Annotated in this window: 27 protein-coding genes; 10 read left to right on the top strand and 17 right to left on the bottom strand. The window is 44.0% G+C overall.

The annotated features are described in order from the left end of the window. Positions 1–210: 210 nt before the first annotated feature. The gene (locus L3V27_RS00325) at positions 211–1,767 is read right to left on the bottom strand and encodes a DUF3612 domain-containing protein (protein ID WP_080955914.1); all 1,557 of its coding nucleotides are present in this window, start codon (positions 1,765–1,767) and stop codon (positions 211–213) included. A gap of 176 nt (positions 1,768–1,943) precedes the next feature. On the opposite strand from L3V27_RS00325, the gene L3V27_RS00330 reads away from it, so the two are divergent. After that, the gene (locus L3V27_RS00330) at positions 1,944–2,522 is read left to right on the top strand and encodes a malate synthase (protein ID WP_005393653.1); all 579 of its coding nucleotides are present in this window, start codon (positions 1,944–1,946) and stop codon (positions 2,520–2,522) included. 104 nt (positions 2,523–2,626) lie between these two features. Here the strand turns inward: L3V27_RS00330 and L3V27_RS00335 are convergent, their stop codons facing one another. Beyond that, a complete protein-coding gene (locus L3V27_RS00335; protein ID WP_005393654.1) occupies positions 2,627–3,640 on the bottom strand; it encodes a GGDEF domain-containing protein in 1,014 nt (337 codons plus the stop codon). Between the two features lie 351 nt (positions 3,641–3,991). Between L3V27_RS00335 and L3V27_RS00340 the strand changes: the two genes are divergently transcribed. The 3 genes from L3V27_RS00340 to L3V27_RS00350 are packed head-to-tail and all read left to right on the top strand — an operon-like array spanning position 3,992 to position 7,581. Further along, positions 3,992–5,326, top strand: a complete 1,335-nt coding sequence (locus L3V27_RS00340; protein ID WP_237310688.1) for a DASH family cryptochrome — start codon at positions 3,992–3,994, stop codon at positions 5,324–5,326. Between the two features lie 3 nt (positions 5,327–5,329). Then, positions 5,330–6,874 (top strand): cryptochrome/photolyase family protein, encoded by a 1,545-nt coding sequence (locus tag L3V27_RS00345; RefSeq protein WP_124007467.1) that lies wholly within the window; start codon positions 5,330–5,332, stop codon positions 6,872–6,874. Beyond that, positions 6,874–7,581, top strand: coding sequence for an SDR family oxidoreductase (locus L3V27_RS00350; protein ID WP_005393660.1), 708 nt, complete (start codon positions 6,874–6,876; stop codon positions 7,579–7,581). The genes L3V27_RS00345 and L3V27_RS00350 overlap by 1 nt, the downstream gene beginning before the upstream one ends. Before the next feature lie 71 nt (positions 7,582–7,652). On the opposite strand, the gene L3V27_RS00355 is transcribed toward L3V27_RS00350, so the two are convergent. Together L3V27_RS00355 and msrB are read right to left on the bottom strand one after the other, a co-directional pair. Then, the gene (locus tag L3V27_RS00355) at positions 7,653–7,799 is read right to left on the bottom strand and encodes a DUF2256 domain-containing protein (protein ID WP_074189751.1); all 147 of its coding nucleotides are present in this window, start codon (positions 7,797–7,799) and stop codon (positions 7,653–7,655) included. A gap of 51 nt (positions 7,800–7,850) precedes the next feature. Beyond that, positions 7,851–8,993 (bottom strand): peptide-methionine (R)-S-oxide reductase MsrB, encoded by a 1,143-nt coding sequence (msrB, locus tag L3V27_RS00360; RefSeq protein ID WP_048624689.1) that lies wholly within the window; start codon positions 8,991–8,993, stop codon positions 7,851–7,853. A 203-nt stretch (positions 8,994–9,196) separates the two neighbouring features. On the opposite strand from msrB, the gene L3V27_RS00365 reads away from it, so the two are divergent. Together L3V27_RS00365 and L3V27_RS00370 are read left to right on the top strand one after the other, a co-directional pair. Next, a complete protein-coding gene (locus L3V27_RS00365) occupies positions 9,197–9,595 on the top strand; it encodes an OsmC family protein (protein WP_005393675.1) in 399 nt (132 codons plus the stop codon). 129 nt (positions 9,596–9,724) lie between these two features. After that, positions 9,725–10,279 (top strand): sugar O-acetyltransferase, encoded by a 555-nt coding sequence (locus tag L3V27_RS00370; protein WP_005393677.1) that lies wholly within the window; start codon positions 9,725–9,727, stop codon positions 10,277–10,279. 86 nt (positions 10,280–10,365) lie between these two features. On the opposite strand, the gene L3V27_RS00375 is transcribed toward L3V27_RS00370, so the two are convergent. The 6 genes from L3V27_RS00375 to L3V27_RS00400 form a co-directional block, all read right to left on the bottom strand. Further along, complete coding sequence (locus tag L3V27_RS00375) at positions 10,366–10,746, bottom strand: hypothetical protein (protein ID WP_047008157.1); 381 nt, start codon at positions 10,744–10,746, stop codon at positions 10,366–10,368. Next, the gene (locus tag L3V27_RS00380) at positions 10,734–11,795 is read right to left on the bottom strand and encodes a glycine zipper family protein (protein ID WP_237310689.1); all 1,062 of its coding nucleotides are present in this window, start codon (positions 11,793–11,795) and stop codon (positions 10,734–10,736) included. Before L3V27_RS00380 ends, L3V27_RS00375 begins: the two co-directional genes overlap by 13 nt. Positions 11,796–12,663: 868 nt before the next feature. Further along, positions 12,664–12,846 carry a hypothetical protein gene (locus L3V27_RS00385; RefSeq protein ID WP_237310691.1) on the bottom strand — a complete coding sequence of 61 codons (183 nt, stop codon included), beginning with the start codon at positions 12,844–12,846 and terminating at the stop codon, positions 12,664–12,666. 164 nt (positions 12,847–13,010) lie between these two features. Beyond that, on the bottom strand, positions 13,011–13,697 hold the full coding sequence (locus tag L3V27_RS00390; RefSeq protein ID WP_005497912.1) for a YafY family protein: 687 nt from the start codon (positions 13,695–13,697) through the stop codon (positions 13,011–13,013). A gap of 47 nt (positions 13,698–13,744) precedes the next feature. Continuing rightward, on the bottom strand, positions 13,745–14,059 hold the full coding sequence (locus L3V27_RS00395) for a hypothetical protein (RefSeq protein WP_029861917.1): 315 nt from the start codon (positions 14,057–14,059) through the stop codon (positions 13,745–13,747). A 115-nt stretch (positions 14,060–14,174) separates the two neighbouring features. Continuing rightward, entirely contained in the window at positions 14,175–15,098 is a 924-nt protein-coding gene (locus L3V27_RS00400; protein ID WP_237310693.1) for a LysR family transcriptional regulator, read from the bottom strand. A gap of 138 nt (positions 15,099–15,236) precedes the next feature. Between L3V27_RS00400 and yjjG the strand changes: the two genes are divergently transcribed. Together yjjG and L3V27_RS00410 are read left to right on the top strand one after the other, a co-directional pair. After that, entirely contained in the window at positions 15,237–15,911 is a 675-nt protein-coding gene (gene yjjG / locus L3V27_RS00405; RefSeq protein WP_029800868.1) for a pyrimidine 5'-nucleotidase, read from the top strand. A 51-nt stretch (positions 15,912–15,962) separates the two neighbouring features. Beyond that, entirely contained in the window at positions 15,963–16,502 is a 540-nt protein-coding gene (locus tag L3V27_RS00410) for an NUDIX hydrolase (RefSeq protein WP_005393699.1), read from the top strand. Between the two features lie 79 nt (positions 16,503–16,581). Here the strand turns inward: L3V27_RS00410 and L3V27_RS00415 are convergent, their stop codons facing one another. From L3V27_RS00415 to L3V27_RS00435, 5 genes are all read right to left on the bottom strand, one after another. Next, complete coding sequence (locus tag L3V27_RS00415; RefSeq protein ID WP_005480927.1) at positions 16,582–17,016, bottom strand: hypothetical protein; 435 nt, start codon at positions 17,014–17,016, stop codon at positions 16,582–16,584. 20 nt (positions 17,017–17,036) lie between these two features. After that, positions 17,037–17,588, bottom strand: coding sequence for a YtfJ family protein (locus tag L3V27_RS00420; protein WP_237310695.1), 552 nt, complete (start codon positions 17,586–17,588; stop codon positions 17,037–17,039). Between the two features lie 78 nt (positions 17,589–17,666). After that, complete coding sequence (locus L3V27_RS00425; protein ID WP_020841751.1) at positions 17,667–18,386, bottom strand: carbonic anhydrase family protein; 720 nt, start codon at positions 18,384–18,386, stop codon at positions 17,667–17,669. Between the two features lie 78 nt (positions 18,387–18,464). Beyond that, positions 18,465–19,808 (bottom strand): outer membrane protein transport protein, encoded by a 1,344-nt coding sequence (locus tag L3V27_RS00430; protein ID WP_237310697.1) that lies wholly within the window; start codon positions 19,806–19,808, stop codon positions 18,465–18,467. Positions 19,809–20,520: 712 nt separating this feature from the next. After that, on the bottom strand, positions 20,521–21,777 hold the full coding sequence (locus L3V27_RS00435; protein WP_005395362.1) for a type 2 secretion system lipase: 1,257 nt from the start codon (positions 21,775–21,777) through the stop codon (positions 20,521–20,523). Positions 21,778–22,243: 466 nt separating this feature from the next. Between L3V27_RS00435 and L3V27_RS00440 the strand changes: the two genes are divergently transcribed. Continuing rightward, positions 22,244–24,277, top strand: a complete 2,034-nt coding sequence (locus L3V27_RS00440) for a S8 family serine peptidase (RefSeq protein WP_237310699.1) — start codon at positions 22,244–22,246, stop codon at positions 24,275–24,277. Between the two features lie 9 nt (positions 24,278–24,286). Further along, positions 24,287–24,634: a hypothetical protein gene (locus L3V27_RS00445; protein WP_005395359.1), complete on the top strand. Its 348-nt coding sequence runs from the start codon at positions 24,287–24,289 to the stop codon at positions 24,632–24,634. 122 nt (positions 24,635–24,756) lie between these two features. Here the strand turns inward: L3V27_RS00445 and L3V27_RS00450 are convergent, their stop codons facing one another. Beyond that, on the bottom strand, positions 24,757–26,013 hold the full coding sequence (locus L3V27_RS00450) for a PTS ascorbate transporter subunit IIC (RefSeq protein WP_047007992.1): 1,257 nt from the start codon (positions 26,011–26,013) through the stop codon (positions 24,757–24,759). 9 nt (positions 26,014–26,022) lie between these two features. Next, entirely contained in the window at positions 26,023–26,310 is a 288-nt protein-coding gene (locus L3V27_RS00455) for a PTS sugar transporter subunit IIB (RefSeq protein WP_226420326.1), read from the bottom strand. Between the last annotated feature and the right edge of the window lie 27 nt (positions 26,311–26,337).

Below are 26,337 nucleotides of genomic sequence, written 5' to 3' on the forward strand. Positions count from 1 at the left end.
CAGTTTGCGAAATTTATGGTCAATAAAGCAACGATATGCATCTGGATCTATTAAAAAACGGCCTTTTTAAAGTTGGCACGCATCGTGCTTTATCTAGAGTGACCCTTATTAAGCCGAGGGTCACCTAGCCAACTGACGTTGTTAGTGAATACACATTGTTCACAAGTATATACCGCCAATCACGATTATTGTGATTGGCGTTTTTTCTTTCTAGAGACCAATAATATTCACGTCGTCACCTGTCTCATCGGCTTCTCCGCACTTACTGTAACAACTAGGCTGCCTTGGACAAACGGCCCCTCTTGAGCAGATTAGCCTAGCTTGGGTTTGAATACCTCGTTCTATCCAATTGATGTTTAATATCTTAGCGATGGTTGTTAAGTCTTTTTTGATGTGGGGAGGAATGACACTACTTCCGCCGGAAGCGACACAAAGTGACTTCAGCTCTTCCGCAATAGAAACCGCATCACCACCTTGTGCAGAAATCGCAGGGTTTAAATCTATCCCCGCGCACAACACTCGGTTGTTCCCCGCAGGGTCAAATACGTTGACTGATTCACAACAGTAAATACGTGGCTCGTCGCCCACATTCAAAATCGAAATTTGCGCTGAACTGGTATCCAAAGGTTGGGCTAGACGTCTAAATACGGCCCAGTGTTGGCAAGGATCGTTCACTTTGCGCATATTGCCCCAAGGAAGCGGGATGCCATTTCCACGATATACCGCTTTCAACTTGCCCGGACCATAGGCATCAAAGTAGTGCCAATGAGGGTACGGAGAAACCACGGTCATACGACGCATCGCAACGGAAGGAGAAACGCCGGCCTTTTTGTGAACATCAATTTCGTAACCGGAACGGTCAAGCAACTGACGAAATGGTACTTTGGGGCAAAGCAAGGCACCAGCAAAAAAGCTGGACTCAAAATCGCGCCAAGCTTGTAGGATATCTTGCGAGTTGAGCTCAGAGTTGGAAACTGGGCTGTCCATTTGCTCCCAGTTGTTTTGATGCCCAATAGATAAAACGTTATTCATTGCATCACTGCTATGGAGCACGCGATGGCCGATGTATACCGCCAAGTCATATTTCAATCGGGTTGGGTAGTCACGCATTCGTTTATTGAGATAAATGGTACCAGGTGGCTCCATAAAAGACGTAATCAACTGTTTGGCGCTGACGCCCAGTTCATCAATCACATCCTGTGGTGCTCGGTCTACCCAGCGAATATCCAACCCCATGCTTTTCGCAATATCTATCAGATCTTCTACCGATAGATTCAGGCGTTTCAAGCCGACCTCTTCGGCAGCGCGTTCTAAATCAGGAAAATGGTTTTGATGGTTCTCTTGGTGCGCACGGATCAACAAGTGGGCGAATTGACGTCCAGTAATACCCGTTTGAGACAACATCTCTGGAATCGCGATTTGGAGAATATCATTGGAGAACAAAAAGCTCGGCTCCAATGCCATACCGTTGATACCGCCACGATTCCCTTTGTTGGGGGTAATGGCCTCTAATTCCGGTTCATCATCTAAAAACCACGCAGGATCTTTTTGAAAAACTTCCGCGATTACTTCGAGCATATCAATACTCGGAACGCGTTTTCCGCGCTCTATCATCGAAAGGTAAGATACCGACGGTGCGTACTCAGGATTGATCCTTACACAGCGTGCAGATAAATCCTCCATCGTTAAATGGTTGTTTTTCCTTAGGTTGCGAATTTTCGTACCTAGAAAATGGGACTGACGAATAAGGCTTTTTGACACAGACATTTTGTAAAATTCACATTGTAAAATTTTTGTTGTGAAATTGTAGTCAATATTTCGCTAATCTACATAATAAGCAGGCAAGGAAATTAACCATCAACTTCACAGAATTGCCTGAAACTTAAACGAAGGAATTAAGTTTTTACTCTAGGACGAGTTTTTTTAAGTGCGAGGATATGACGATGAATATGCTGAACTTCGATAAAAAAGAGATGCAACAACAACAACGCCCATTTATCGCTGAAGCTGTATTTGCCGTCGAAGCGGTAAGTGCTGAGCAGCAGAGCGAGAAGCAAGTAAAAGCGAAGCAACTACTAGACCGCATGTTCCCATTGGAGAACGGGTCGCACCAAGATGTATCAAGTTACGTAATTGATTACCGCCATGTATTGGCTTACTTCAAAGACGGCACACACAGCGGCCTGAAAAGCCCAAAACACTTTGTGGCGTATACGGGTGAGAAAGAAGATCCAAAATCGATCTTGTTTAAAGACGATTCAGGTAACCACGTAGAAGTGCTATTTGGCTGTCATAAAGGCACCGGTTGTGTGGAGTTGATGGATATTGATGACATTCAACTGGAAACACGCACTACGTTTAATCCTGAACTAACGGGTAATGCGCCGACGGCGATGCGCCACTGGATCAGCCTAATCAAAGGCGACAAAAAAGGTAAGCCGATGGCATGCAGCGAAGATAAAGAATACACTGCGAAAAACGGTGACGACTATATTCTAAGCTACTGCTACAGTGTCGATTAAGATGTGAAGCGCCAGATAAATAGACCCCGCACTCAATAGTGCGGGGTTTTTATTCTATTTCGAAAAAGTCGGTCCTATTAACCAAGCTTACATAACAAGTTGATTTAAATGGGCATTACGCGGTTACGACCGAGTTGTTTTGCCTCATAAAGTTGCTTATCGGCTTTATTGACCAGAGCTTCAGGTGTATCACCCACCTCATATTCTGCTACCCCAAAAGAAGCGGTAATGCTGTGAACTTGTGTACCAGAACGCTTATCTCTGATGCGCAGTTTTTCTATCATGCGGCGTAGGGTGTCTGCATATTGGCGAGCAATTCGCAGAGACTTATTGGGCACAATTAAAGCGAACTCTTCACCACCAAAACGATACGCGCATATTCCATCTCGACAGCTTTGTTGTAGTCGACGGGCAATGGCTTTTAGCACCGTATCGCCGAAAAGATGGCCGTAATTGTCGTTAAATGACTTGAAATGGTCGATATCAAGCATGATCAAGGTCATTGCTTGATTTGATGCGATAAGCGAAGACAGATCTTTATCAAAAGCTCGACGGTTGTAAAGGTTGGATAGACCATCAAATAATGCGTCTTGCTGTACTTCAGCCAGCTGATTTTTGAGGCGAGAAATTTCTTCACTCGCATTAGTTAATTGGCTATTCAAAAACTTTGTCGAGTGACGAATTTCGTGTGACTCTGCGACAAGTTGACGAATCACCACCATCACTTCTTCAATACTTAAGCTGTTGTCTTCAACTTTTTCTAGCTTATTAAAACTTTTGTCTACCATTTCAGAAAAGGAAGAAGTATCTGAAAGTGTATCGCTCATCGAGCTGGACACTTCATGCAGCAGAACTTCTACATTGGTTCTAAGATCTTCAAGGCTAGTTTCTGCTTTACTGGCAACATAGTTGTTATAAAGCTGTTTATTGGTTGCAGGCGGGCAGATACCGTAGTTTTCTAACACCGTATCCAACTCAAAGTTGAGTTCAGGAATGGTCTTGTCAACGTAGGTATACCAAAGCGCATAGTTGGCTGGCGTGGCAGCAACATGATTTTTGATCATTAGTGGGACCGCTTTTTTCAAATTAGCGGTCGATTTTTTAAACTCGTCGGTCATTTCTGCGATGGTACTAGCAAAATGGAATTGGACTTAGATTAACGGATATTAACCAATATCGCTTTAATTTTTATCATTTTTGCATGGTTTATATAAAAAATGAGTGATTAAGACCGTTATCAATATCGCCAAATTTTAATTTTATAAAATCTTAGTATGAAACATGTGCAAACGATGTTTTGGTGTTAAGGGCTCTAAGATGACCAGCCAATCGGTTTAGTGAGATTGTCAGTAACCTAATGATCGTAAAGCTCTATTGCCCGTACAACAACGAGTGGAATAAAAGACTTAGCGCTTAGGCTATTTGCAACAAGAACGCGGGACTCCGAGTTTACAAAAAGAGGGTGCGACTTGGATAAGAAAATAGGATTGTATTGGTTCACTAATGACCTGCGTTTGCATGACAATCCGCTGTTGATAGACGCTTGTGCAGAAATGGATGAGTTAATTTGTTTGTATTGTCGCCCCTCGGTGACACCTTACTTGCAGCACTTTGCGCAGGAGACCTCTTTAGGGCGTGCGAAATTGCAGTTTCTCGAGGCATCGCTTAATGAACTTAATCAATCTTTAGCTAAATTGGGGCAACGATTATGGACGGTTGAACTGACGCCCTATCAAGCGATCAAATATGCCATCAGTCATTTCGGTATCACTCATATTTATGCTGATGCGTTTGCTGGTTCGGATGAGCAACAGGCTCTAGAGCGTGCAATTGAAGGCACTCCCCATGTGAACATCAAACAGCAAGCGATACGCACTTTGTTGTGCGAAGAACAGTTGCCATTTGAATTAAGGCAACTGCCTGCGACCTTCACGAAATTTAGAAAGCAGGTCGAAGGTTTAGACCTCTCTCAACCTTACGAGAGCGTTCATGCTTTACCGCCAGAACCTTCAGGTATGAATTTTCCTACCGCCACGACATATTACTTTGACACCAAACCAGCATTTGATGGCGGAGAACTGAGCGGTCTTGAACATTGTCGACGCTATTTTGCTTCAAGTTTAGCGAGCGAATATAAACAGACGCGCAATGGGCTTGATGGGGTGGAGTATTCAACTAAATTTTCACCTTGGTTAGCTCATGGTTGCGTCTCTCCTACAATCATTTATGCCATGCTCAAACAATATGAGCGGAAGAACGGAGCAAATGATTCAACCTATTGGATCTATTTCGAGTTGTTGTGGCGGGAATACTTTTATTGGTACGCGAGAAAGTATCAACAGAAGTTGTTTCGATTTGGCGGTATCGCCAACCAGCCACCACTGACCAGCTTTTATGCGCAACGCTTTAAGCAGTGGAAGAAAGGCGAGACACCTTTTCTAATCGTTAACGCATGTATGCATCAGCTTAATAAAACGGGTTATATGTCTAACCGAGGGCGCCAACTGGTCGCGAGTTGTCTGGTTCATGAACTCGGACTCGACTGGCGCTACGGTGCTGCTTATTTTGAAACTCAGTTGATTGATTACGATGTCGGCTCTAATTGGGGCAACTGGCAGTATTTAGCTGGTGTTGGCGCTGACCCACGTGGCTCACGTCAGTTTAATCTAGAAAAGCAGACACAAATTTATGATCCAGATTTTTCATTTATCGACAAATGGCAGGGGAGATGCGTAGGCGTACATCTTGATAGTGTCGATATGGTGGATTGGCCGATTGCGTCAAAAAAAGAGAGCGGGAGATAACCGATGCATTACGAGACGGTTCGGCTCATTCTTGGTGACCAACTTAATAGCGAGCATTCGTGGTTTCAACGTGTAGACGACTCGGTGCTTTACCTTGTCGCTGAGTTAAAACAAGAAAACACTTACGTTACGCATCACATTCAAAAGGTGTGCGCTTTTTTCTCTGCGATGGCGAATTTTGCCAACGAGCTGCAGGAAGAAGGGCATCAAGTTTTGCACCTTACGTTGGATGACACACAATCTTTCGAGGATCTTGCGCAAGTCTTACAACACTACGTGAGTGAAGTTGGTGCAAGTAAGTTTGAATATCAACGCCCCGACGAATACCGTTTACTAGAGCAGTTAGCCAAACTAAAGCTTGATGGGGTCGTGATGCGCAGCGTCGATTCGGAACACTTTTTGTTACCGTTTGAGGAAATAGAATCGCAGTTTCCCCAAGGTAAACACATCATGATGGAGCACTTTTATCGCCGTATGCGTAAGCGTTTCAACATTTTGATGCAAGACGGTAAGCCTATTGGTGGAAAGTGGAACTACGACGCCAATAACCGAAATAAACTTAAAGCAAAAGACATTGAACAGCTGCCAAAGCCATTAATGTTTAGTCATGACGTCAGTGATATTGTCGAGCGCTTAGGTCGGCACAACATTCAAACCATAGGTAAATTAAATGGTGATTTACTTTGGCCAGTAAATCGCTCTCAAAGCTTGTCTTTACTCGCGCATTTTTGTCAGGTCTGTTTGCCATTGTTTGGTCGTTTTCAAGACGCCATGACAGGTCAGCACGAGGCTAAATGGAGCTTGTATCACAGCCGGATTTCGTTCTCGCTGAACAGCAAGCTGCTGAATCCGCGAGAGGTGATTGACGCTTCACTTAAGGCATTTCATGCCAATGCCGACATAGACATTTCTCAAGTAGAAGGTTTTATTCGTCAGATCTTGGGATGGCGAGAGTACATCAGAGGCGTTTATTGGGCGAACATGCCTCATTACCCGAAAAAGAATGAACTGGAAGCGAGTAGAAAGCTGCCAGACTTCTTCTGGAACGGCGAAACCAAAATGGCCTGTATGCGCAACGCGATTGGCCAGTCTCTTGATTACGCTTACGCGCACCACATTCAGCGCTTGATGGTAACCGGTAACTTTTGTTTATTAACCGAGATCGACCCAGACCAAGTGGATGAATGGTATCTCGGTATCTACGTTGATGCGATTGAATGGGTAGAAATGCCCAATACGCGCGGTATGGCACTGTTTGCAGATGGTGGGATTGTTGGCACCAAACCGTATGCGGCGAGTGGCTCTTACATCAACAAAATGAGCGACTACTGTAAGGGTTGCCATTACGACAATAAGGCGAGGAGCGGGGAAGGATCGTGTCCGTTTAACAGCTTGTATTGGCGCTTTATGAACAAACACGACAAACGCTTAGCAACGAATCCACGTATAGGGATGATTTTCCGATCTTGGGACAATATGGAAGAGCAGCAACGCCAAGCGATATTAGATACCGCAGAGCACTATATGGAAAACTTGGAGAGCTTGTAATGGACATACTGATCGTTGGTGGAAATGGCGGCATTGGATTGGCGATCGTTCAACAAGCGCTAGTTCGCTTTCCCCAAGCTCGCGTGCATGCCACTTATCGTAATCACCAACCAGATTGGCAACACCCAAATGTATTTTGGCATCAAGTGGATGTATCGCAGGACGAGCAGGTGAAAGCACTCAGTGAGCAAATTGAACATGTTGATTGGTTGGTGAACTGCGTTGGTATGTTGCATACCCAAGATAAAGGTCCTGAGAAGAATCTTAGCTCGCTCGACGCAGACTTTTTTCAGCAAACCATCATGGTTAATACTTTGCCGAGTTTACTGTTGGCGAAATACTTCACGCCCAAGTTAAAACGCAGTACCAACCCCAAGTTTGCGACCATTTCGGCCAAAGTTGGCAGTATTAGTGATAATCACTTAGGCGGTTGGTACAGCTATCGTGCATCGAAAGCCGCGTTAAATATGTTCCTCAAAACCATGTCGATTGAATGGCGGAGAATGGTCAAACACGGGACTGTACTCGCTCTTCACCCAGGCACAACAGATACGGCTTTGTCGGCACCTTTTCAAGCGAATGTACCTGAAGGAAAGCTGTTTAGGCCAGAGCGTGTCGCGCGAGACTTATGGGGATTGATTGACAAAGCAACCCCGCAGGATAGTGGGGCATTTTGGGCTTATGATGGTGCCTTGTTACCTTGGTGAAGCGCAGCTTGGTCTGGGCAAAGTAACCTTGGAAAATAAGGCTAGCAGTGTGGCATAAAGTTTTTGTGGTTCTAACTTTTGACTGATTTGTTTCTTCGGCAGCGCTCAGAACAGTAAACGACTTCGTCCCAATTTCTTGCCCATTTCTTTCTCCAAGAAAATGGGCGATGGCAAACAGAGCAGATTTTGGTTGGTAATTGTGTTTTAAAACCTTTCATCTGGTCCTCCCCATTCGCCATCGTATGCCCTTGAAGTTGAATGAATACGAACTATTTATCAAAGAGATACAGATACTCTTCATACCCCTGCGTTTTCATTTCACTTACAGGCACAAACTTCATTGCCGCAGAGTTCATGCAGTAGCGTAATCCTGTTGGCTTCGGACCGTCTTTAAACACATGACCAAGGTGAGAATCGCCAAACTTACTGCGAACTTCCGTTCTTGGATAAATCAGCTTGTAATCGGTTTTTTCAACGATGTAACCTGGGTTAATTGGCTTAGTGAAACTTGGCCAACCCGTCCCCGATTTGTATTTATCGGTAGAAGAAAACAACGGCTCACCAGTTACGATATCAACGTAAATCCCCGCTTCTTTGTTGTCCCAATATTCGTTGTCGAACGGACGCTCGGTGCCTTCTTCTTGCGTTACGTAGTATTGCAACTCTGTTAAGTTTGATTTGATCTCGGACTTAGCAGGCTTACTGTACGCTTTCACTTTTGATATCAACTTTTTTTCTTCGATCAACTGACGAAGCGTTTTTGGGGTCTCTTTACGATCATCACCAAATACTTCATCCAAGTATTTATCTCGACCAGACGCATAGCGGTAATACTTATACTTTAAGCTGCTCTTTTTGTAGTAGTCTTGGTGATACTCTTCTGCAGGATAAAACTTCTCAAACTCGATCAGTTCTGTTTTCAACGGTTTTGGATAGATCATCGCTTTGTCGATTTCCATCATAAACTGTTCTGCGATCTGCTTTTGTTCCGCGTTATGATAGAAAATAGCAGGGCGATACTGTGGGCCACGGTCGACAAAAGAGCCTTTATCGTCAGTAGGATCGATATGACGAAAAAAGTAGTCCAACACTTGCTCGTAACTAACCACTTTTGGATCGTACTTAACTTCGATCACTTCTATGTGACCTGATTTACCTGATGAAACTTGGCGATAAGTTGGGTTTTCAACATGACCACCAGAATAGCCTGATATGACATCGACTACGCCAGTCAACTGTTCCAAATCAGATTCTGTACACCAGAAACAGCCGCCAGCTAGTGTGGCGATTTCTGCATTCTCTGAAGCCTTCATCTTATCCATCGTATCGGCGGTGCCTGCTTTACTCAAAAGTAGAAACAAGACAGGAAGTGCGAAAGAGAATCCGACCAATAACTTAGATATATTCTTCATAGCTACCTCAACGTTGTTTTTCGTAGAAAGTGTGACTGAAATAAAAAGTGTTACGTATAGAGAAAGGCAACCGAGCGAAAAAATTACAGCAATGTTGAAAATTCCGTTGCCCTTTTATGCGAGAAAGCTAAAGTATCGACACGAAATACACCGCTTGATAGGGCAACGATGTCTTCAACGAGCGATGCTAAATGAGGTAAATCATGCAAGCAGAAGTTAAATGGGTAGAAGATTTTAAATTCCTTGGGCAATCTCAGTCGGGTCACTCCGTAGTGATGGATGGCAATGGCGGTGCAACGGCACCAAGCCCAATGGAAATGGTACTAATGGCCGCTGGTGGCTGTAGCTCTGTCGATGTTGTCGACGGTTTGAAAACGGCAGGACAAAAGGTCTTGTCAGTTAATGCCAAGCTAACCACAGAGCGTCGTGAAACCGCACCACGTATCTTTACGCAAGTGAATATCCACTTTGAAGTTTCAGGTGACGAGCTTGACCCAGAAGTCGTAGCAAAAGTGGCGGCTGACTCGCTAGAAAAATACTGCTCGGTTTGCTTAATGCTAGGTGAAGGTGTTGAGATGACCCACAGCTGGGAAATCGTGTAAGTCGACAGACTCCACAAAATATAAAAACAGGAAAGGGAAAAGTGCAGGCTTTTCTCTTTTTTTATTCCGCAATTCACGTACCGTGTGATTAATCTGAAAGTAGTAATTGCAGGTTGTAGGAGTCTCCCAGTGACAGAACTCGAAAAAATGATGTCTGGTCAAATCTTTGATGGCATGGACAAAGAAATTGACGCAATTAGAAGTCATGCCCTTCAAGCACTTAGAGCGCTCAATAACAATACCGACGAAAGTCAGCGCGACGAATTACAAAAACAGCTGTTTGGCAAAGCGGGTCTTTGCATTGTTCAAGCACCTTTCCATTGCGAGTTCGGTAAAACCATCGAAATCGGCGAAGAAACCTTTATCAACATGAATGTGGTCATGCTTGATGGCGCTAAAATTACTATCGGGAACCACGTGCTAATCGGTCCAAGCGTGCAATTGTATACGGCTTCTCATTCTGTTGATTACCGAAGTCGCCGACGTTGGGAGACGTTTTGTAAACCTATCACGATTGAAGATGATGTGTGGATTGGCGGTAACTCCGTCATTAACCAAGGTGTGACGATAGGTGCTCGCTCAGTCATTGCGGCGAATTCAGTCGTTAACCATGATGTGCCGCCAGATTGTCTATATGGAGGCACACCAGCTAAGTTGATTCGTCGTCTCAACGAAGAAGAGTAGAGAGCTGTTGGCAAAACACTGGCGATTAGAGAGTTCTGCCTGAACTCTCTTCGTCGAGTACATCGTTATATTTAAGTGTTAATTCCTCACTCAATTGCTAAAAGAACGGCCCCAATTGATAAAGTCAGGGCAACGACAACAGAGTTAACAATGATAATAACTAGTAATAGAATCGACAAATAACGATACCATTTTGGTACTTCTCCAGAAATATTAGGTAATTTTCGCTTTTTACCTGAGCTAGGTTGGACGATTAAACGAACAAACATCAATGTCCGGAAAAATGCGTAAGGCCACCCCGTGAATAGAGAAAGCTCAAATTCATTAAAATATGGTTTTTTAAAATAGTTCCCAACAATCTTCTTTGGCATCAGAAAGTGCATGACACCGATAAAAATGGTTTGTAAGAAAATAATAACCACACCAGTCATTAAAGTGTAAAAAAGAAATGTGATTACTTGCTGCATATAGCTTCTATTCCAGTACTAGCGACTAAGTTTGGCTTGCTTTCACTTGAATTATAAAAGCCTTTTGCCACTTTGCCGGAAGCGTAGCCTACAGCCGTTGAACCTGCAGCGAGTACAATAGCAGTCCCCCAACCAATAGGATTTGATACTAAAAATAGACCGACTAACGCGCTGGTACCCATTCCTACAGCTGTGCTAGTTATTGACTCAACAAAAATTTCATTCTTCTCATGTTGGTCTTGTGTATTCGCGATCTGAATACAGGAAGCCGTTAGACCAACACCTACTAAAACATGTCCGCCAACTTTAGATGCCTGAGCTATTTTATTCAGTTTTTCGGCCTGTTTAACTATATGAGCATTAGCTGGTAATCCTCCACTTCGAGCAATACGAATAGACTGGTGAGTCGTTTTGTTGCCAAACAACAGCTTTTCCATAGGGCCAACATTTTTCTTTAGTAGGTCTAGATGTTTCTTACGTCGACCATCATATTGTCCTTTACTTATTACTCCGTTTTTATAGTTTGCGTAAAGGTCGTTGATATTCTCAATGAGCTTAATATTTCCTTTACTCATCAAGTTTCCTGTAGCACCCATCAAGGTACCTCCTGGAATAGTAATCATATTGGCGTTGTTTTCTAACCATGCTAACGCCCAAAACATATCAGCATGTTGTGGTGGAACTTGATTTGAGATCGATTTTGGAGGTTGATTGTAGCTGAGAATATTGGGAGGCAAAACTTTATGGGGCGGAGAACTAGATATTTGAGGTTTAGACGCTGGGTAAGTCCCTAGCTTCGCGATACTTTTAGGAGGTAAAGCATTGTTACGTTGAGTGTTAAGTTGGGTGCTTGATTTGGGTAGAGCTGATAACCAAATGATATCGCCTGCTTTAATGCGGTTAGGATCTGAAATATGCTTGTTCAATGTCATTATATGAGTCAGCACTCTCTGATAGTCCTTGCTACCATATGGAGCACCATACATGTTTAATATAATTGATGATAAGTTATCATGAGTTTTTATTTTATACTCAAATAATCCCGACATAGAGCACCTCTAGCTAATAATTAATTTGCTCAGATACTAACAAAAAACTATATTTAGGAAGTTTATTTTTTTACATTCTAGACTTTCATTTTAAAAATATCCAAATTGGATGATATATTTGTCATTTACGTGCAATTGTTAGTGTCGTTATTTACATTTAAATTGTGATGTTGGATTTAACTGGATAAGTCAATATCATAAATGATCCGCTAGTGCTAAGAAACCTGCGATAAAAAATACAAGCGTTAACATTGTAGAGTTTATCATAATTACCCATATTAATATGAAGGATAATAGACGGTACCATCTAGGCACCTCTTGGGATACATCGGGTAACTTTCGTTTTTCACCTGAGTTAGGTTGAACGATTAAACGAACAAACATCAATGTTCGGAAAAATGCGTAAGGCCAACCTGTAAATAGAGTTAGTTCGAAAGTGTTAAAATAAGGTTCTTTAAAGTAGCTATTGACAATGTCTTTTGGCATTAAAAGGTGCATGATACCTATAAAGAATGTCTGGAAAAAAATAACTAATACACCAGAGAACATTAAGTATCCAATAATGTTCCAGATCAATTGCATATTACACCTGTCCTTATAATAAACCGATGCTTTTTCAAGGTTTATCCTATTTATAGGATATCAATATCCTAATATTTATCATGAAGAAATAAAGAGACTAACAGATAGCCTATATCTTAGCTATGAATGGAAGGGCGTTTTAGAAGAATGTCGAGAATGAAAATAAGAACTATCTTATTGGTTTTTTGTAAATATAGGTGGTCGTATATAAAATTGATAACGTGTAATGGCGAGGTGTAAGCCTTGCGTAACTAACAAAGGTTGGTTAAACAAGGCTAATAGTCGGTTATGGATGAATAACGATTTGTTGATCTTCTGTCCTCACAAGTGTCGCTTTGCTTTGTTCGATAAGTTGGGCTGCATAAGAAGGGGTAACGGCCTGCATATCACCTTTAGATCGAAGAGTTAAAGACTCCCACGCTTGATCTCGATATTTCCCTGCTTGGGTGTATTGAATCAGTACTTTCATAGCTTCACGCTCCGGTGTGGTTGACGTGCTACTTAAGTTAACGATCTTAGGTTAGTTGCGCATCTGTTAAAAATGAAACATTAGTTTAACCAAATGTGCCTTTCCAAATATCGCGCATTGAGCAGAGCAATTTAGAATCCTTGTGATGGAGGGATGAAAAACACTCAATCTTTCGATTCATACTGCGCAATATAATGTTTGAGAGATTTGGTTTCCGCACTCTGAAACTCTTCATCGTGCATACGCAGTGCTTGTATACGGTCGAGGCGGAACTGGCGGTAGTCATCGCGCAATTCGCACCAGGCGACCAGCGTCCAGACTTTGCCCCAAAAGAACTGGCCTAACGGTTGGATTTTTCTCTCGGTCACCTGTCCGCTTTCATCTTGGTAATCCAAACTGACCTTAAACTGATGATCAATCGCGTGGCGCAGAAGCTGCCCTCGTTTGGCAGTCTCGGATTGGGTATGATAATCGGGCACAATCAGCGGACAATCTTCCACTTGTTGTTTGAGCTTATCGGGCAATACCGAAAGTATTTTGGTGGACGCAGAATGAGACGCTTCGGCGAGTTCGGCATCCGACCAGGCTCGAACCATCCGCATACCCAGTTCAAGCGCCATCATCTCTTTTTCTGAGAACATCAAAGGCGGCAGATGAGAGCCCGCTTGCAACAGGTAGCCGACACCTGCTTCACCTTGAATAGGAACACCAGAACTAAGCAACGACTGAATATCGCGATAAATCGTACGTTCGCTGACTTCCATTCTTTCTGCGAGCTCTTTCGCTGTCACGGCGTAACGCTTTGCGCGCAAAAGCGTCAGTAGCTCAAACAGTCGTTCTGATTTGCTCATGATGTTCCTTATCTAGACCTACTGGTTGTTAGTGGTAGTGTGGCTGATTACTTCTCTAGCTCACTGCACATTTTTAAGTTGTGATGTTTAAGCTCGAAACTTTCGCAGTCAATCATCGATAACAGAGGCTGAAATTCAGCGGCTTGCTTAAGCTGTTTTCCCGCCTGTTTGGCATCGTCCATTGAACGCCAGTAAATGATGTCTGTCCACACATCGTCCGTCGCTTCGTGACTGAGTGAGCGATACAAAAAGCCTGGCAGATTCTTCACAAACGTTTGTGACTGTTTGGCAGCGGCGATCACGTCTTGCTCTGTTGTGCCTGCGGTTAGACGAAATTGCACAGTTTCGATAACGGTTTCCATATTGTGATTCCTTATTAGTTTTGGCGGATTGCCTGTTGAGTTCCAAATAAGGTTACGCGGATGGAATGTCAGAACATGTCAGTAGTGAAATCTCACTCACTTATCATCAATATGGTTATTTTTCTGGGCTGTTGTAACGATCCCAGTAAGGTAAATCTGTGCCGAGTTTTTCGCTGATAAAATCGATAAAGGCTCTTACTTTCAACGGCATGTGCTTGCGTTCAGGGAACACCGCATAAATGGCGTGTTCTGGTAGATAATACTCTTCCATCACCGGTTTTAGATTTCCTGCGGCAAAGTCTCTTCCTGCAATAAACGTTGGCAGTTGCGCAATGCCCGAACCTCTTAACAGCAACTGGCGAATGGCTTCACTGTTATTGACGATAAAGTTTCCTTTTGGAAGCACCTTGTATTCGCTGCCGTTGTTGATGAACATCCATTCGACGCCGCCACGGAAATAGGAATAGCGCAGGCAGTTGTGACTGACTAAATCACTTGGTTTTTGTGGTGTGCCAAACTCCGCTAAGTAATCTGGTGAGGCACAAAGCACACTTTTACAAGGGGCGAGACGTTTTGCGATTAGATTGGAAGAGGTGAGTTCACCAATACGGATCCCCAAATCAAAACCGTCTTTAACCAAATCGACCATTTTGTCTTCGAGGTTTAAATCCACTTCAATTTTCGGGTAACGAGCGAGAAACTCGCTGATCAAAGGCGCGATATGTAGCACACCGAAAGACATCGGCACGGTAATTTTGAGCCGACCTTGTGGAGAACCTTGTAGCTCCGATACCGCGTCCACGCCTTGCTGGGCTAGGTTGAGCGCTAGAGAGGCGTACTCAAAATAGCGTTCTCCCGCTTCGGTCAGGCTCAGCTTACGCGTAGTTCGATTAAGGAGACGAATGCCCAAATCGTCTTCTAGTTGGTTGATGCGTTTGCTGATCGCCGATTTCGTCAGATTCAGCTGTTTGGCCGCAAGGGAAAAGCTGCCGCATTCGACAACAGCAACAAAAACGGGCAGGGAGGCAATCGCGTTCACATCAATCTCCTATCATCGTGAAGCATTTATTGTTGAGCATAAGGATACAATTAATTTCCAATTATAGAGATTATCTTCAAGAAGAAAACAATCTAGACTATGCATCAGTATTACGACCTTGATTTTGGGAAGAAGAAAATGAAGTACGATTGGATCCTGTTTGACGCTGACGAAACCTTATTCCACTTTGATGCTTTCAAAGGTTTGCAGCTTATGTTTTCTCGCAAAGGCGTAGATTTTACTGAACAAGATTTTGCTCATTACCAAACCGTAAACAAACCGCTTTGGGTGGATTACCAAGACGGCAAAGTAACGGCAGATGAGCTAAAACATAACCGCTTTACCGAGTGGGCTGAGAAGTTGAATACCACAACAGCCGATCTCAATAGCGCATTTTTAGAAGCAATGGCCGATATTTGCAGTTTGTTGCCAGGTGCAAAAGAGCTGATGGAAGCGCTGCAAGGCAAAGCTAAAATGGGCATCATCACCAACGGTTTTACAGAGTTGCAAGCAATTCGCCTTGAGCGCACAGGGATGACTGAGTATTTCGATAAAGTGGTGATCTCTGAACAAGTGGGCGTAGCAAAACCGGACTTAGGTATTTTTGAATACGCGATGCAGCAAATGGGCAACCCATGCAAAACGCGCGTACTGATGGTGGGTGACAACCTGCATTCCGATATTCTTGGTGGCAATAACTTTGGTATTGAAACTTGCTGGTTAAATACCACAGGCGCAAGTGTCGATGAGCGTATCGCACCAAATTACACCGTTGAGTCTTTGAGTGAACTAAAGAACATTTTGGTGGCGTAACCGAATCGGGTATTATTCCGCAGTAACCCTCAGAAAAATCAAGGAATAACCATGCCAGACATCAAACAGCTAGACAGCAAAGTCGTTTACCAGAATAAGTGGATGACGGTGCGTGAGGACAAAATTTTACGTCCGAGCGGCGCAGAGGGCATCTATGGTGTGGTCGACAAACCTGATTGTGCTGCGATTCTGGCTATCGATAACGGGATGATTCACCTGGTTCAGCAGTACCGTTACACCGTAGGTCAACGTTGTTGGGAGATCCCACAAGGGGCGTGGGAATCAAACCCAGATGCGGATCACCTTGAGCTTGCCAAAGGCGAGCTGCGTGAAGAAACGGGCATGCAGGCGAGCGCAATGGCGTATGTCGGCGCGCAGTTTATCGCATACGGCTTTTTGAATCAGACATGTCACGTCTACTTCGCCAGTGATTTAACGGACGTGGGTAATCAACTCGACAGTGAAGAAGAGGATTTGATCACTCGCGCTTTTTCTGTTGAGGAGTTCGAACAGATGATGATCGACGGCACGATTAAAGATTGTGTCACCATCGCTGCTTATGGTTTGGCGAAGCTGAAGAAATTCATTTAGTTATCCATGATGATTTTTTAATGAAAACAGCGGCCTAGTGCCGCTGTTTTTAGTTTGGGTGAGCTCGTTGAGCCATCGCTTACTCGTCGATTTTCTTACCTAAGATTTCCACTTGCGCTTTTTTGGTCACCCCCGCGACTTGCAGTGCAGTGCTGCCAACCGATTCATAGTTCAACTCGATTTTGTCTAACTTCGCGTTATCTTTTGTTGGTAGGCTTAAGCTTCTTGATGACATGCCTTTAGTCAGAACACCTAAACTGTCGAACGTCTTTTCCTGACCATCTTTCATGATTACTTTAACGCTTTTCAGATCGACCGTACCTTGCGTACATTTGATTTTTATGTGGCTGAAACGAGCGTTAGCAAATGGGGACAGTGGATTGACTGTGTCGGTTTCCGATTTAAAACTGACGGTTTTATCTGCAATCTTGTCCCAATCGTTGTCTCCAGCAACCGATTGGAAAGAGGCTACAGCCGCTAAAAGACAGAGTGCGATGGTGTTGAACAGTTTCATAGCTTTTCCTTACCTTAGGTTTAGATATTCTGTTTAATCAGTTCGATGACGTGTGTGACTTCGTCTTGAGTTAAAGCCCCTTCTTTCACGAATAAAACTTCGCCTTGTTTATTTTGTACGATAATCGCAGAACTTTCTTGCTGTAGATCCCAAGTTGTTGCTAATACGCCATTTTTGTCTAACACCATGGAAGACCAAGAGAATGTCTTTTTGCTGTCCTCTGCCGACGATTTAACAAATGTACCGGTTCCCCAAATGGCGTCTTCTTGGTTGATCACGGTTGTGGTCTGATACTGATCTTCAGGAAAGTGAGCGGCAGTGATTGCTGACATCAGCGGCGCGTTCATCTCTTTAGCTTTACTACGACCTGCAATGGCTTGTATCACACGGACTTTGCCTAACATCTGCTGAGTTGCCCAAGGTTGATAAGCCACATCGTCTCCTCGCAGCGTCATTTCGCCATAGGTATCAATGCTGACGGAAGGGGTGGTTTGACCGACAGAAAGGTTATGAGAGAAGGCGAGTGTCGGGGCGAGTGCGAGTAAGAGTGACAGAACAGATGGAGTTTTCATTGGGGGTTCCTGTAACGAAGTGAGGTTAGAGCGAATCAAATAAGGAGCAAATACGATGCCCCTTATCGGATTTGGCGATTAGTTAGAAAGTACAACGCGCGCATTTAGCGGTTGCAGCGGACGATTGTTTTGTCCCATGACTTCCATCAGTTTCGCGGCTTGATCTTTGGATAAGGTTTGAGTGTCTTTAAGCACAAACCAGCGCACACCTTCTGAACATGGTGGTGTGGTTAAGGAGCCGTTAAATCGATAGTAGTTTGCAGTTTTTGGCAGTAAGTCGTTAATCTCAAACGTATCTTTAAAGAACGTGGTTTGATTCTCTTGTGGGATTGCGTTGATCAGTTTAGACAGCGCTGCGTTTTGATCGCCTGCATCAAACATCACCGAAATTACCGCCAACTCGCCGTCTGCGTTGGCGTGTACAAAGTGCGCTTCAAGTGGATATTGGCGGCCTTTGATTTGGTTTTCTGAAGGTGTGTGGAAATGGAACTGTTGCAGCTCGAACGTCTCGCCATCGATGGTGAAGCTGTTACGTCCGTTCACTTGCGCTTGCAGCGTATGACCATTGTTGGTTAAACCAATGACCTGACCAGTGTACGAAAGGTTCAATGCTTCCAGTTTTGCATCGGCAGGGTTGTCGATGTTGATTGGGCTTTGGTTTTTTGTGGTAGCACAGTCTTTGGCGATTTCTCCCCAGTGCTCTGGCCCGTGTTTGTCATTGCCATAGCCCCATTCCGAAGCCTGAGCAGCGCTTAGAGTGAGAAGTGAGAGTGAAAAAGCAAGTAGTGTTTTGTTCATAATAATGTCTCTGTTCGGTCGCTTTGATAAGCGTTGTTACAAGGCAATGACCTAGAGGTTTGATCACTGCCTGACAAATTAGAAACGGTGGCTGAGTTGGGCACCAATTAGGAACGCATTTGAATGGGTCACGCCCGTCACCATCGGTGCAGGAACACCTTCATACGCGTACTCTTCTACGTTGACATCTTCACCAATCAAGTACGTCATGCCGATGTCAACCGTGGTATCTGATGACCATTGGTAAGAGGCCCCCGCGGATAACCAGTGACGGTTCGAATCTGGGATAGAAAGCGAAGTCAGCTCATCGACAGGTGTTTTGTCGAACATGTAACCCGTGCGAAGTGTCCAACGTTCATTGGCGTACCAAGTCGCACCGATGGAGTAGTGCGCGGAGTCTTGCCACTGAAAATCTTTTAGCAACTGATCATCAGCTTTCAAGCTGTCAAATGCTGACCAACCAATCCACTGCACAGAATAGTGCAGGGCAAATTTAGGTAAGACGCGGTGATAACCGGAAAACTCCGCAATATCCGGTAGCGGCATGGCAAGCGAGTCGTACGATTCGCCAGCAAAGTGGATGTCACCCTTGGCATTAATGTTAGGGCTGTGTTTGTAGCTCAAACCTAAGCGATGACGTTCGTTAAACTCGTACATTATGCCAATGTTCGCGCCAAGCCCAATGCCGCCAGCTTCCACATCAAGTGTGTTGCCTTTTACGGATCCACAACGTTGTTCTAGTTCGTTTCCAAGGATGTTCCCACCAACGCAAACACCCACGTCCATGTCGCGGTACAGCTCACCAGAGCCGTAAATCACATCAATACCACCACCGATACTAAAACGGTCGTTCACCTTGTATGCCAAGCTTGCACCAAGGTTGACACTCGCTACGCTGGTGACACCGCCAAAAACAGGTGCGCCATAGTTTGGTTTAAACTCCATGTCGGTTCCGAAGTTGGAGTATGCCGATAAGCCTAGATACCAGTCGTCGTTGATAGGGTGAATAAAGTAAAAATTGGGTACAACGGCTGGTTGACCAACGCCATCGACGTCATCAATGTCGGTCACGGTTTGAGAGAAGGACGGGGTAATGTCAACTTGAGGGGACGGAGGAAAACCGCCCATACCAACATTGACATCTGCATTAATATTAGCTCGATGATATTGCGCATTTTTTACGGTAACGTCAGGTTTGACGTAAGTGACACCGAACGATAAGGCACTTTGTTTAAACAGCGTCATCGCTGCGGCGTTGCGGCTGACTACAGACGCATTATCACCAATGACGGCATCACCAGCAAAAGCACGACCAAGACCCGTCGCCGAATGTTCGTTAATTTGAAAACCACCGGCATACGCCGTCGAGGAGGCTAACCCGATTAATAAATAAATCGGTGAAAGAGTTAATTGTCGCTGCATGTTTTTCTCATGAATTAATTAGAAGTTGTATTGCAACGAAAATCAGTAAAATAAACAAATCTGACCAGTGTATTTAGGAGTAAAACTAACAGTGTGCTGACAATAAGTAAATTTAACTTAATAAATATTTATTGTTGAATTTATTAATGCTTCATGGCGTGAATATAGTAGTTATTTTACGTGTAAATTAAATCCTAAACCTCTATTTTTATTTTTGCGGTATTACTTCTCTATTTTTATTGTGCTGACTGTTCCCTAACAAATAGAGGGAAATCCAGCGATAAAGTGTCCGTGATGGAAACTCTGAGTCATTTGTATTTCCATTGCATCCCAACGTTGGTAGTTCGAATCAGCAAGAGAACTATCGTTTAAACCCACATGACACACTCCTCTCGGTCTTACCTGTGTTATGTGGGTATTTTTTAACTTGTCACTTAACTCTTCTTTAAATTCAATAATCAAAAATGACCATGATGAAATTTAAATTGATTGCATGTTGAATAAGTTTAGATTTTACTGGTTTGCTGGTATTTAAAAGTTTTGTTTATAATACTTATAACTTGGAATTTTGTATTTTAATTATTGTTCATCTATATTTAAATATAAAAGTAGACTCATGTATATGAAAACAAAATGACCACGATACTTCGTGGCCATTTTTATCATCAAAGTATTTATGATGATTAAGAGTTTAACCTATAAGAAAGTCTTATTAAAAGCGAAACTCTTCTAAGTTATTGCTGCTTTCCAACATTTTTTCAGCAACATAACGATGCGTGGCTGTGGTTGGGTGAGTCACATCCCAGAACACAAACTTATCTGCGCCAGATGCCGCGCACTCTGAGCGTAATGAATGGGTGTACATGTAATCCACAGAAGATGAGCGGTTGATGTCCAGACAAGGATCACTTGCATTCACGAACCCGTGTTCTTCTGGTGCCGAGGTTAACGTCTCAAACAGCGCGTGCGTATCAAACAATGAAATGTTGTAACCTTGAGCTTTATAGTACATCGCTTGTGCTTTGATGAACTCGTTCATTTTCAATACTTTCGCGCGAATCGTTTCAATTTCTTCCTGCGTTGAGTATTTGAACTGTGGTGCTTTGGTTGCGTCTGGCAGTGTCATCAACATGAAGTTCTTCGCGCCCGCGTCTGTTAGACGAATCAGAGCTTCAGCGTAATCCGCTTTTACTTCCGGCACGCTACGGTTGTAGTTCATGAAATCATTTAAACCAAACTCCAACGTAAACAATGTGTTTGCTGGGTTGTAGTTTTTCGCCAGTTTTGTGTAGGTCAAGTAAGAAGAAACTTGTTCGCCGACACCTGTTAGCGCAATGTATTGGTTCTCACCTGCTGCGCCGCCAACTGCCCAGTTATAAAGCGGTAAGTTTTTGGCTTTAGCAACGTATTCCGTCCAAACAAAACCGTTCGAGAAGTGACCTAAGAACCAGCTGTTTGGGTTAGGGAAGCGCCATTGGGAAGCGTTAAAGATGTTGCCTGTATCAGACAAGCTGTCGCCCAAAGCCACTACTTTGTTGATTTGATCTGGTTGCATTGCAGCATCATTGCTCCAGATCGTGTGGTTATAAGAATAGCGATTGTCAGCAGCAAAAAACGTAATGTCTGCGTTCTCGTTTGCCAGATCTAGTGTTTCTTCACAGCGCTGGCGAATCACGTTTTGTGAGGTGTTGGTGTAGAACATGTTTTTAAATGAAACAGAGCTCCACCAATAACCGTCGATAGTGAAGTCACTACCATCTTGGTTTTTTGCCCATTTCCAGTCGGTAGCCGCATCATCCTTAGAGTGGCTCGTACGATACCAGCAGCGAACGTAAGTATAGGTTTGATTTTCTTGCGTGCTGACCACTTCAGACGCAGAAACCATTTCTGGTGATAATGTTGGCTCCTCTGCAACGGCAGAGGCAAGCGGAAGTAATGCAGTTAATAGTGTGATTGTTTTTTTCATCATTCACTCTTCTTGTAATGGTTATGGTTCCGAATACGTGAATACGCTCGGCTATAACAGTATTTAGATGAGAATTTTTCTCACTAAACCTTCTAATTCTGAGTAAATACTCAAGACAGTCAACAACTAAATATTCAATATTTCAGTTTTGGCACCACGGTCAAAAAATCCATTCAGCATAGCAATCGATTAAATGTGTATTATTTAGAATAATTACTCACTAACATTAATTTAACATGCACTTTTTTTTAATTAAGTGATTGCTTTATAAGGTTTTGTTTATGCTTTTTGATGTTAACTAAAAATGTTTATTGAATGATCTTTTGTACAAAGTTGTATATTCATGAAACAAATTGTTTGGCATTTTTGGCCTATAAACTATAGCTGAAGCTCTCATGCGAACATCATGGTGATGACTTTTCATGAGAATATAGTGAATAAAAATTAGCTCAAATAAGGAATAGGGCAAATGCACTACACAACAAGTAAAAAACAAGGCTTATTTTCGTTGTCTGCCGTAGCGATAGCACTGACCACTTCTATGTCAGCGTTTGCGGCTCCACCAATGGGATTTGATGAATCTAAGTTACCGACGAAGTACATCGTCAAATTCAAAGAAGATGCAGTCAGCCGATCTTCAATGGGTGGTAACTCATTTTGGGGACCACGAATCGCGCAGGAGTCTGTTTTACAACAGGTGAAGGCACGTAAGGTGGAAAAACTAGGTAATCGCGCCATTTACAGCGTTGAGTTGGATGGTGATGACTTAGAACCACTTCGTAATCGCAGTGATGTGGAATATGTCGAAGTCGATCCGCCTCGCTATTTGCTCAGCGAAACTACCCCGTGGGGTTATGAAGCGGTTAATGCTCAACAGTTAGACGACTTCAATGCTGGTAATCGCACTGTATGTATTATCGATTCAGGGTACGACATCTCGCACAACGACCTAAGCGGTAACCGTGTTGCAGGTACCAACGATAGTGGTACAGGATCATGGAGCGATCCGGGTAACAATAACGCCCACGGTACTCACGTTGCAGGTACTATCGCAGCGATTGCCAACACCGAAGGTGTGAAGGGTGTGATGCCAAACCAGAATGTGAATTTGCACATCGTGAAAGTATTTAACGAATCAGGTTGGGGTTACTCATCTGGACTTGTTAAAGCGATCCAAACGTGTGCAGATAATGGTGCCAACGTTGTGAACATGAGTCTTGGTGGTAGTCAATCAAGCCGAACTGAGCAAAATGCACTGCAAAACATTTACGATCAAGGCGTTCTGCTAATCGCCGCAGCTGGTAATGACGGTAACACCGCACACAGCTACCCAGCTTCTTACGATTCAGTTATGTCTGTTGCTGCTGTCGATAACCAAAATGATCATGCGGCGTTCTCGCAATCTACTGATCAAGTTGAGATCTCTGGCCCAGGTGTGGCGATCTTATCAACGGTTACGGTAGGCGAAGGTAAACTTTCTGATATTACCTTGAATGGCGTAAGCCAATTTGATCGCGGTATTGTCCCTCACAATCGTTTGATCAATAACGGTTCTTCGTATGTGCCAGATCCAATCGCTGGTTCAGTAACAGCAATGCTAGATAGCTGTGATGTATCTGGCGGTAACTTTAACTGTGGTGATATGTCGGGCAAAATTTGTTTGACTGAGCGTATTGGCAACCAGTCTTCAGGTAACTACCCAGAAGTGGATGCAGTTCAGGCTTGTTACAATGCGGGTGCGCGAGCTGCAATCGTATACAGCAACTCTGAACTACCTGGTTTACAAAACCCATTCTTGGTAGACACAAACAACGCTTATCGTATGGTTTCGGTGACGGTTGACCGTGCATTTGGTCAAGAGTTGCTGGGGTATGTTGGTCAAGAAATTACGGTTTCAACCACCTCTGGTGAAGATTACGAGTACTACAATGGTACATCGATGGCAACACCTCATGTAACTGGCGTAGCAGGCTTGGTGTGGAGTTACCACCCAACGTGTACAGCAGCGCAAGTACGTAATGCCCTAGTTCAAACGGCAACAGACATTGATGTCGCTGGACGAGACAACCGCACAGGTTACGGCCTAGTGAATGCGGAAGCGGCGAAACTGTTCTTGGATGCGGGCTGTAACGGTCCTGACGGTGGCGGTAGCTCTTCGGACTCTAGCTTCTCAAACACCAGCCCTGTTGCGATTCCTGACAACAAATCTTCTGGCGCAATCAGCGCAGTAGATGTCGATCGCTCTGGTGATTCAGGTACAGTAAGTATTGACGTTGATATTAGCCACACTTACATCGGTGACCTACGAGTGACGCTAACTTCACCGACTGGTGGAGAAGTCGTGCTTCACGATAATACTGGCGGCAGCGCTAACGATATCAAAGCCACTTTCCAAGCGGATTTCTCTGGTTTTGAATCACAAGGTTCTTGGGAACTAAAAGCGGTAGACAGTGCCAGAAGAGACACAGGCACAATCAACAGTTGGACTCTGACTTTTCAATAAGGAGTGGCTATGAAGAAGTTGACCTTACTTTCTTTGTCTGCGGTGAGTGCTACCGCACTATTGGCAATCGGACTAAGCTCGGCCAGCTTGGCGAACAATCAAGGATTTCCGCTCGTGGATGAACGTTCTGAACAAGCTGAGCAACAACCTACGCGTTACTTTGTTAAGTATCACAAAGGGAAAGAGAGCGAAGTGAGAGCGCTTCTTCGTCAACATAACCTTAAAGTGGTTGATGCGTTGGTGAAGCAACAGGTACTAGTGGTGAGCGGCGAACAAGCGGACGTCGATAAGCTATCTGGTAACGAATCCGTTGAATACACCGAGCAGGAACCAACGAGAAAGTTGTTGTCTCAATAAGATAGCCTCAATATGAAAAACGCCCCTCACGTGAGGGGCGTTTTGTTTGAGTACTTTTCCTGCTAGAGCCTTTGAGAGATGAATGCCGACGAGCCTAATTCTGCATTCATAATAATAAAAGCTTAGCGCACAATCAGGCCAAGTAGGATACCTACAATGCCGAAGTCAGCATCACTGAATGTTGTGTTTGCAAAGCCAAGATCACCCAGTACTGGCATTAGGAAGACAGGTAGGAAAGTAATCAGTAGACCTTGTGCAAACGCACCTAGAATTGCGCCGCGACGACCACCTGTTGCGTTACCAAATACACCCGCAGCCGCACCCACAAAGAAGTGTGGAACTACACCAGGGATAATCACAGTAAGCCCCATCACGTACAGCAGGAACATGCCCACTAGACCGGCTGCAAAGCTCGATAGGAAGCCCACCAATACCGCATTTGGTGCGTATGGGAACACAACCGGACAATCCAGTGCAGGTTTTGCGTTTGGAACCAGTTTGTCTGAGATGCCTTTAAATGCAGGAACGATTTCTGCGATAACCATACGTACACCTTGCAGGATAACGTACACACCACCTGCAAATGTGATGGATTGCATTAGCGCAAACATAGACCAATGTTTACCGCCACTGACTTCACGGACAAAATCACCGCCAGCGAACAAACACGTCACCACAAAGATGATACCCATGGTGAACGAGATCGCCACTGGTGTATCACGTAGGAACAACAAGCTTTTAGGGACATTCATCTCTTCAGTAGAGTGTTCTTTGTTACCGAACTTGCTGCCAATAAAGCCAGCTAGCACGTAAGAAAGGGTAGAGAAGTGACCAATCGCAACGTCATCAGAACCTGTAACTTGCTTCATGTACTTGTGAGCGATCGCAGGGAAGAACACCATTACAGAACCCACAACCACAGAGCCAAGCGCGATCAGTGGAACACCTTTCATGCCGCTAGATGCCAGAATCGCTGCTACCATCATCGACATAAATAGTGTGTGGTGACCGGTTAGGAAGATGAATTTCCATGGCGTGAAACGAGCGATCAGAATGTTCACCAACATACCGAAGAACATGATCATCGCCATCTCTTTACCAAACGCTTCTTGCGCGATAGAGACGATAGCTTCGTTGTTTGGAACCACGCCTGTAATGCCAAATGCGTGTTGGAAAATGGTCGCGAAGTCGCCTAGCGAGCTCACAACTAAGCCTGCACCTGCGCCAAGCACGATGAAACCAAGAATGGTTTTTACCGTGCCTTTAATGCACTCGGTAACTGGTTTTTTCTGGGCAATTAAGCCGATTAGAGCGATGAGACCGACCAGAACCGCTGGCTCTGATAGGACATCGTTCATTAAGAAACTGAAGAATTCCATAACGCCACCTTATAGAGCGCCAAGCTCTTGAAGTGCTAAAGATAAACGCTCTTTCATTGCGACTTTATCGACCATGTTATCAAGCGCTACGATACGTTGCTCAACGCTAAGAGCTTCCAACTGTTCTGCAATGTCTTTTGTGCCGATGAAAATGTCGCAACTTGTGCCTTTTGCTGAGCCAAGATCGATGTGATCCACAGCGGCATCGACGTTCAATTCTTTTACGATGCTTTTGATGCTCATTTCCATCATTAGGCTAGTGCCAAGACCGTGACCGCAAACAACCATAATTTTCATAATTCAGACCTTTTCTTTTTTATAGAG

This window comes from Vibrio sp. J2-3(2022), from assembly GCF_021725735.1.
GTDB lineage: Bacteria > Pseudomonadota > Gammaproteobacteria > Enterobacterales > Vibrionaceae > Vibrio > Vibrio diabolicus.

Coding starts and splice junctions, on each gene's coding strand:
- L3V27_RS00435 (WP_005395362.1), bottom strand. CDS start 21,777: ATGATGAAAAAAACAATCACACTATTAACTGCATTACTTCCGCTTGCC.
- L3V27_RS00455 (WP_226420326.1), bottom strand. CDS start 26,310: ATGAAAATTATGGTTGTTTGCGGTCACGGTCTTGGCACTAGCCTAATG.
- L3V27_RS00410 (WP_005393699.1), top strand. CDS start 15,963: ATGCCAGACATCAAACAGCTAGACAGCAAAGTCGTTTACCAGAATAAG.
- L3V27_RS00420 (WP_237310695.1), bottom strand. CDS start 17,588: ATGAAAACTCCATCTGTTCTGTCACTCTTACTCGCACTCGCCCCGACA.
- L3V27_RS00415 (WP_005480927.1), bottom strand. CDS start 17,016: ATGAAACTGTTCAACACCATCGCACTCTGTCTTTTAGCGGCTGTAGCC.
- L3V27_RS00355 (WP_074189751.1), bottom strand. CDS start 7,799: ATGAAAGGTTTTAAAACACAATTACCAACCAAAATCTGCTCTGTTTGC.
- L3V27_RS00330 (WP_005393653.1), top strand. CDS start 1,944: ATGAATATGCTGAACTTCGATAAAAAAGAGATGCAACAACAACAACGC.
- L3V27_RS00445 (WP_005395359.1), top strand. CDS start 24,287: ATGAAGAAGTTGACCTTACTTTCTTTGTCTGCGGTGAGTGCTACCGCA.
- msrB (WP_048624689.1), bottom strand. CDS start 8,993: ATGAAGAATATATCTAAGTTATTGGTCGGATTCTCTTTCGCACTTCCT.
- L3V27_RS00375 (WP_047008157.1), bottom strand. CDS start 10,746: ATGCAGCAAGTAATCACATTTCTTTTTTACACTTTAATGACTGGTGTG.
- L3V27_RS00345 (WP_124007467.1), top strand. CDS start 5,330: ATGCATTACGAGACGGTTCGGCTCATTCTTGGTGACCAACTTAATAGC.
- L3V27_RS00350 (WP_005393660.1), top strand. CDS start 6,874: ATGGACATACTGATCGTTGGTGGAAATGGCGGCATTGGATTGGCGATC.
- L3V27_RS00440 (WP_237310699.1), top strand. CDS start 22,244: ATGCACTACACAACAAGTAAAAAACAAGGCTTATTTTCGTTGTCTGCC.
- L3V27_RS00425 (WP_020841751.1), bottom strand. CDS start 18,386: ATGAACAAAACACTACTTGCTTTTTCACTCTCACTTCTCACTCTAAGC.
- L3V27_RS00390 (WP_005497912.1), bottom strand. CDS start 13,697: ATGAGCAAATCAGAACGACTGTTTGAGCTACTGACGCTTTTGCGCGCA.
- L3V27_RS00430 (WP_237310697.1), bottom strand. CDS start 19,808: ATGCAGCGACAATTAACTCTTTCACCGATTTATTTATTAATCGGGTTA.
- yjjG (WP_029800868.1), top strand. CDS start 15,237: ATGAAGTACGATTGGATCCTGTTTGACGCTGACGAAACCTTATTCCAC.
- L3V27_RS00450 (WP_047007992.1), bottom strand. CDS start 26,013: ATGGAATTCTTCAGTTTCTTAATGAACGATGTCCTATCAGAGCCAGCG.
- L3V27_RS00325 (WP_080955914.1), bottom strand. CDS start 1,767: ATGTCTGTGTCAAAAAGCCTTATTCGTCAGTCCCATTTTCTAGGTACG.
- L3V27_RS00395 (WP_029861917.1), bottom strand. CDS start 14,059: ATGGAAACCGTTATCGAAACTGTGCAATTTCGTCTAACCGCAGGCACA.
- L3V27_RS00335 (WP_005393654.1), bottom strand. CDS start 3,640: ATGACCGACGAGTTTAAAAAATCGACCGCTAATTTGAAAAAAGCGGTC.
- L3V27_RS00380 (WP_237310689.1), bottom strand. CDS start 11,795: ATGTCGGGATTATTTGAGTATAAAATAAAAACTCATGATAACTTATCA.
- L3V27_RS00385 (WP_237310691.1), bottom strand. CDS start 12,846: ATGAAAGTACTGATTCAATACACCCAAGCAGGGAAATATCGAGATCAA.
- L3V27_RS00365 (WP_005393675.1), top strand. CDS start 9,197: ATGCAAGCAGAAGTTAAATGGGTAGAAGATTTTAAATTCCTTGGGCAA.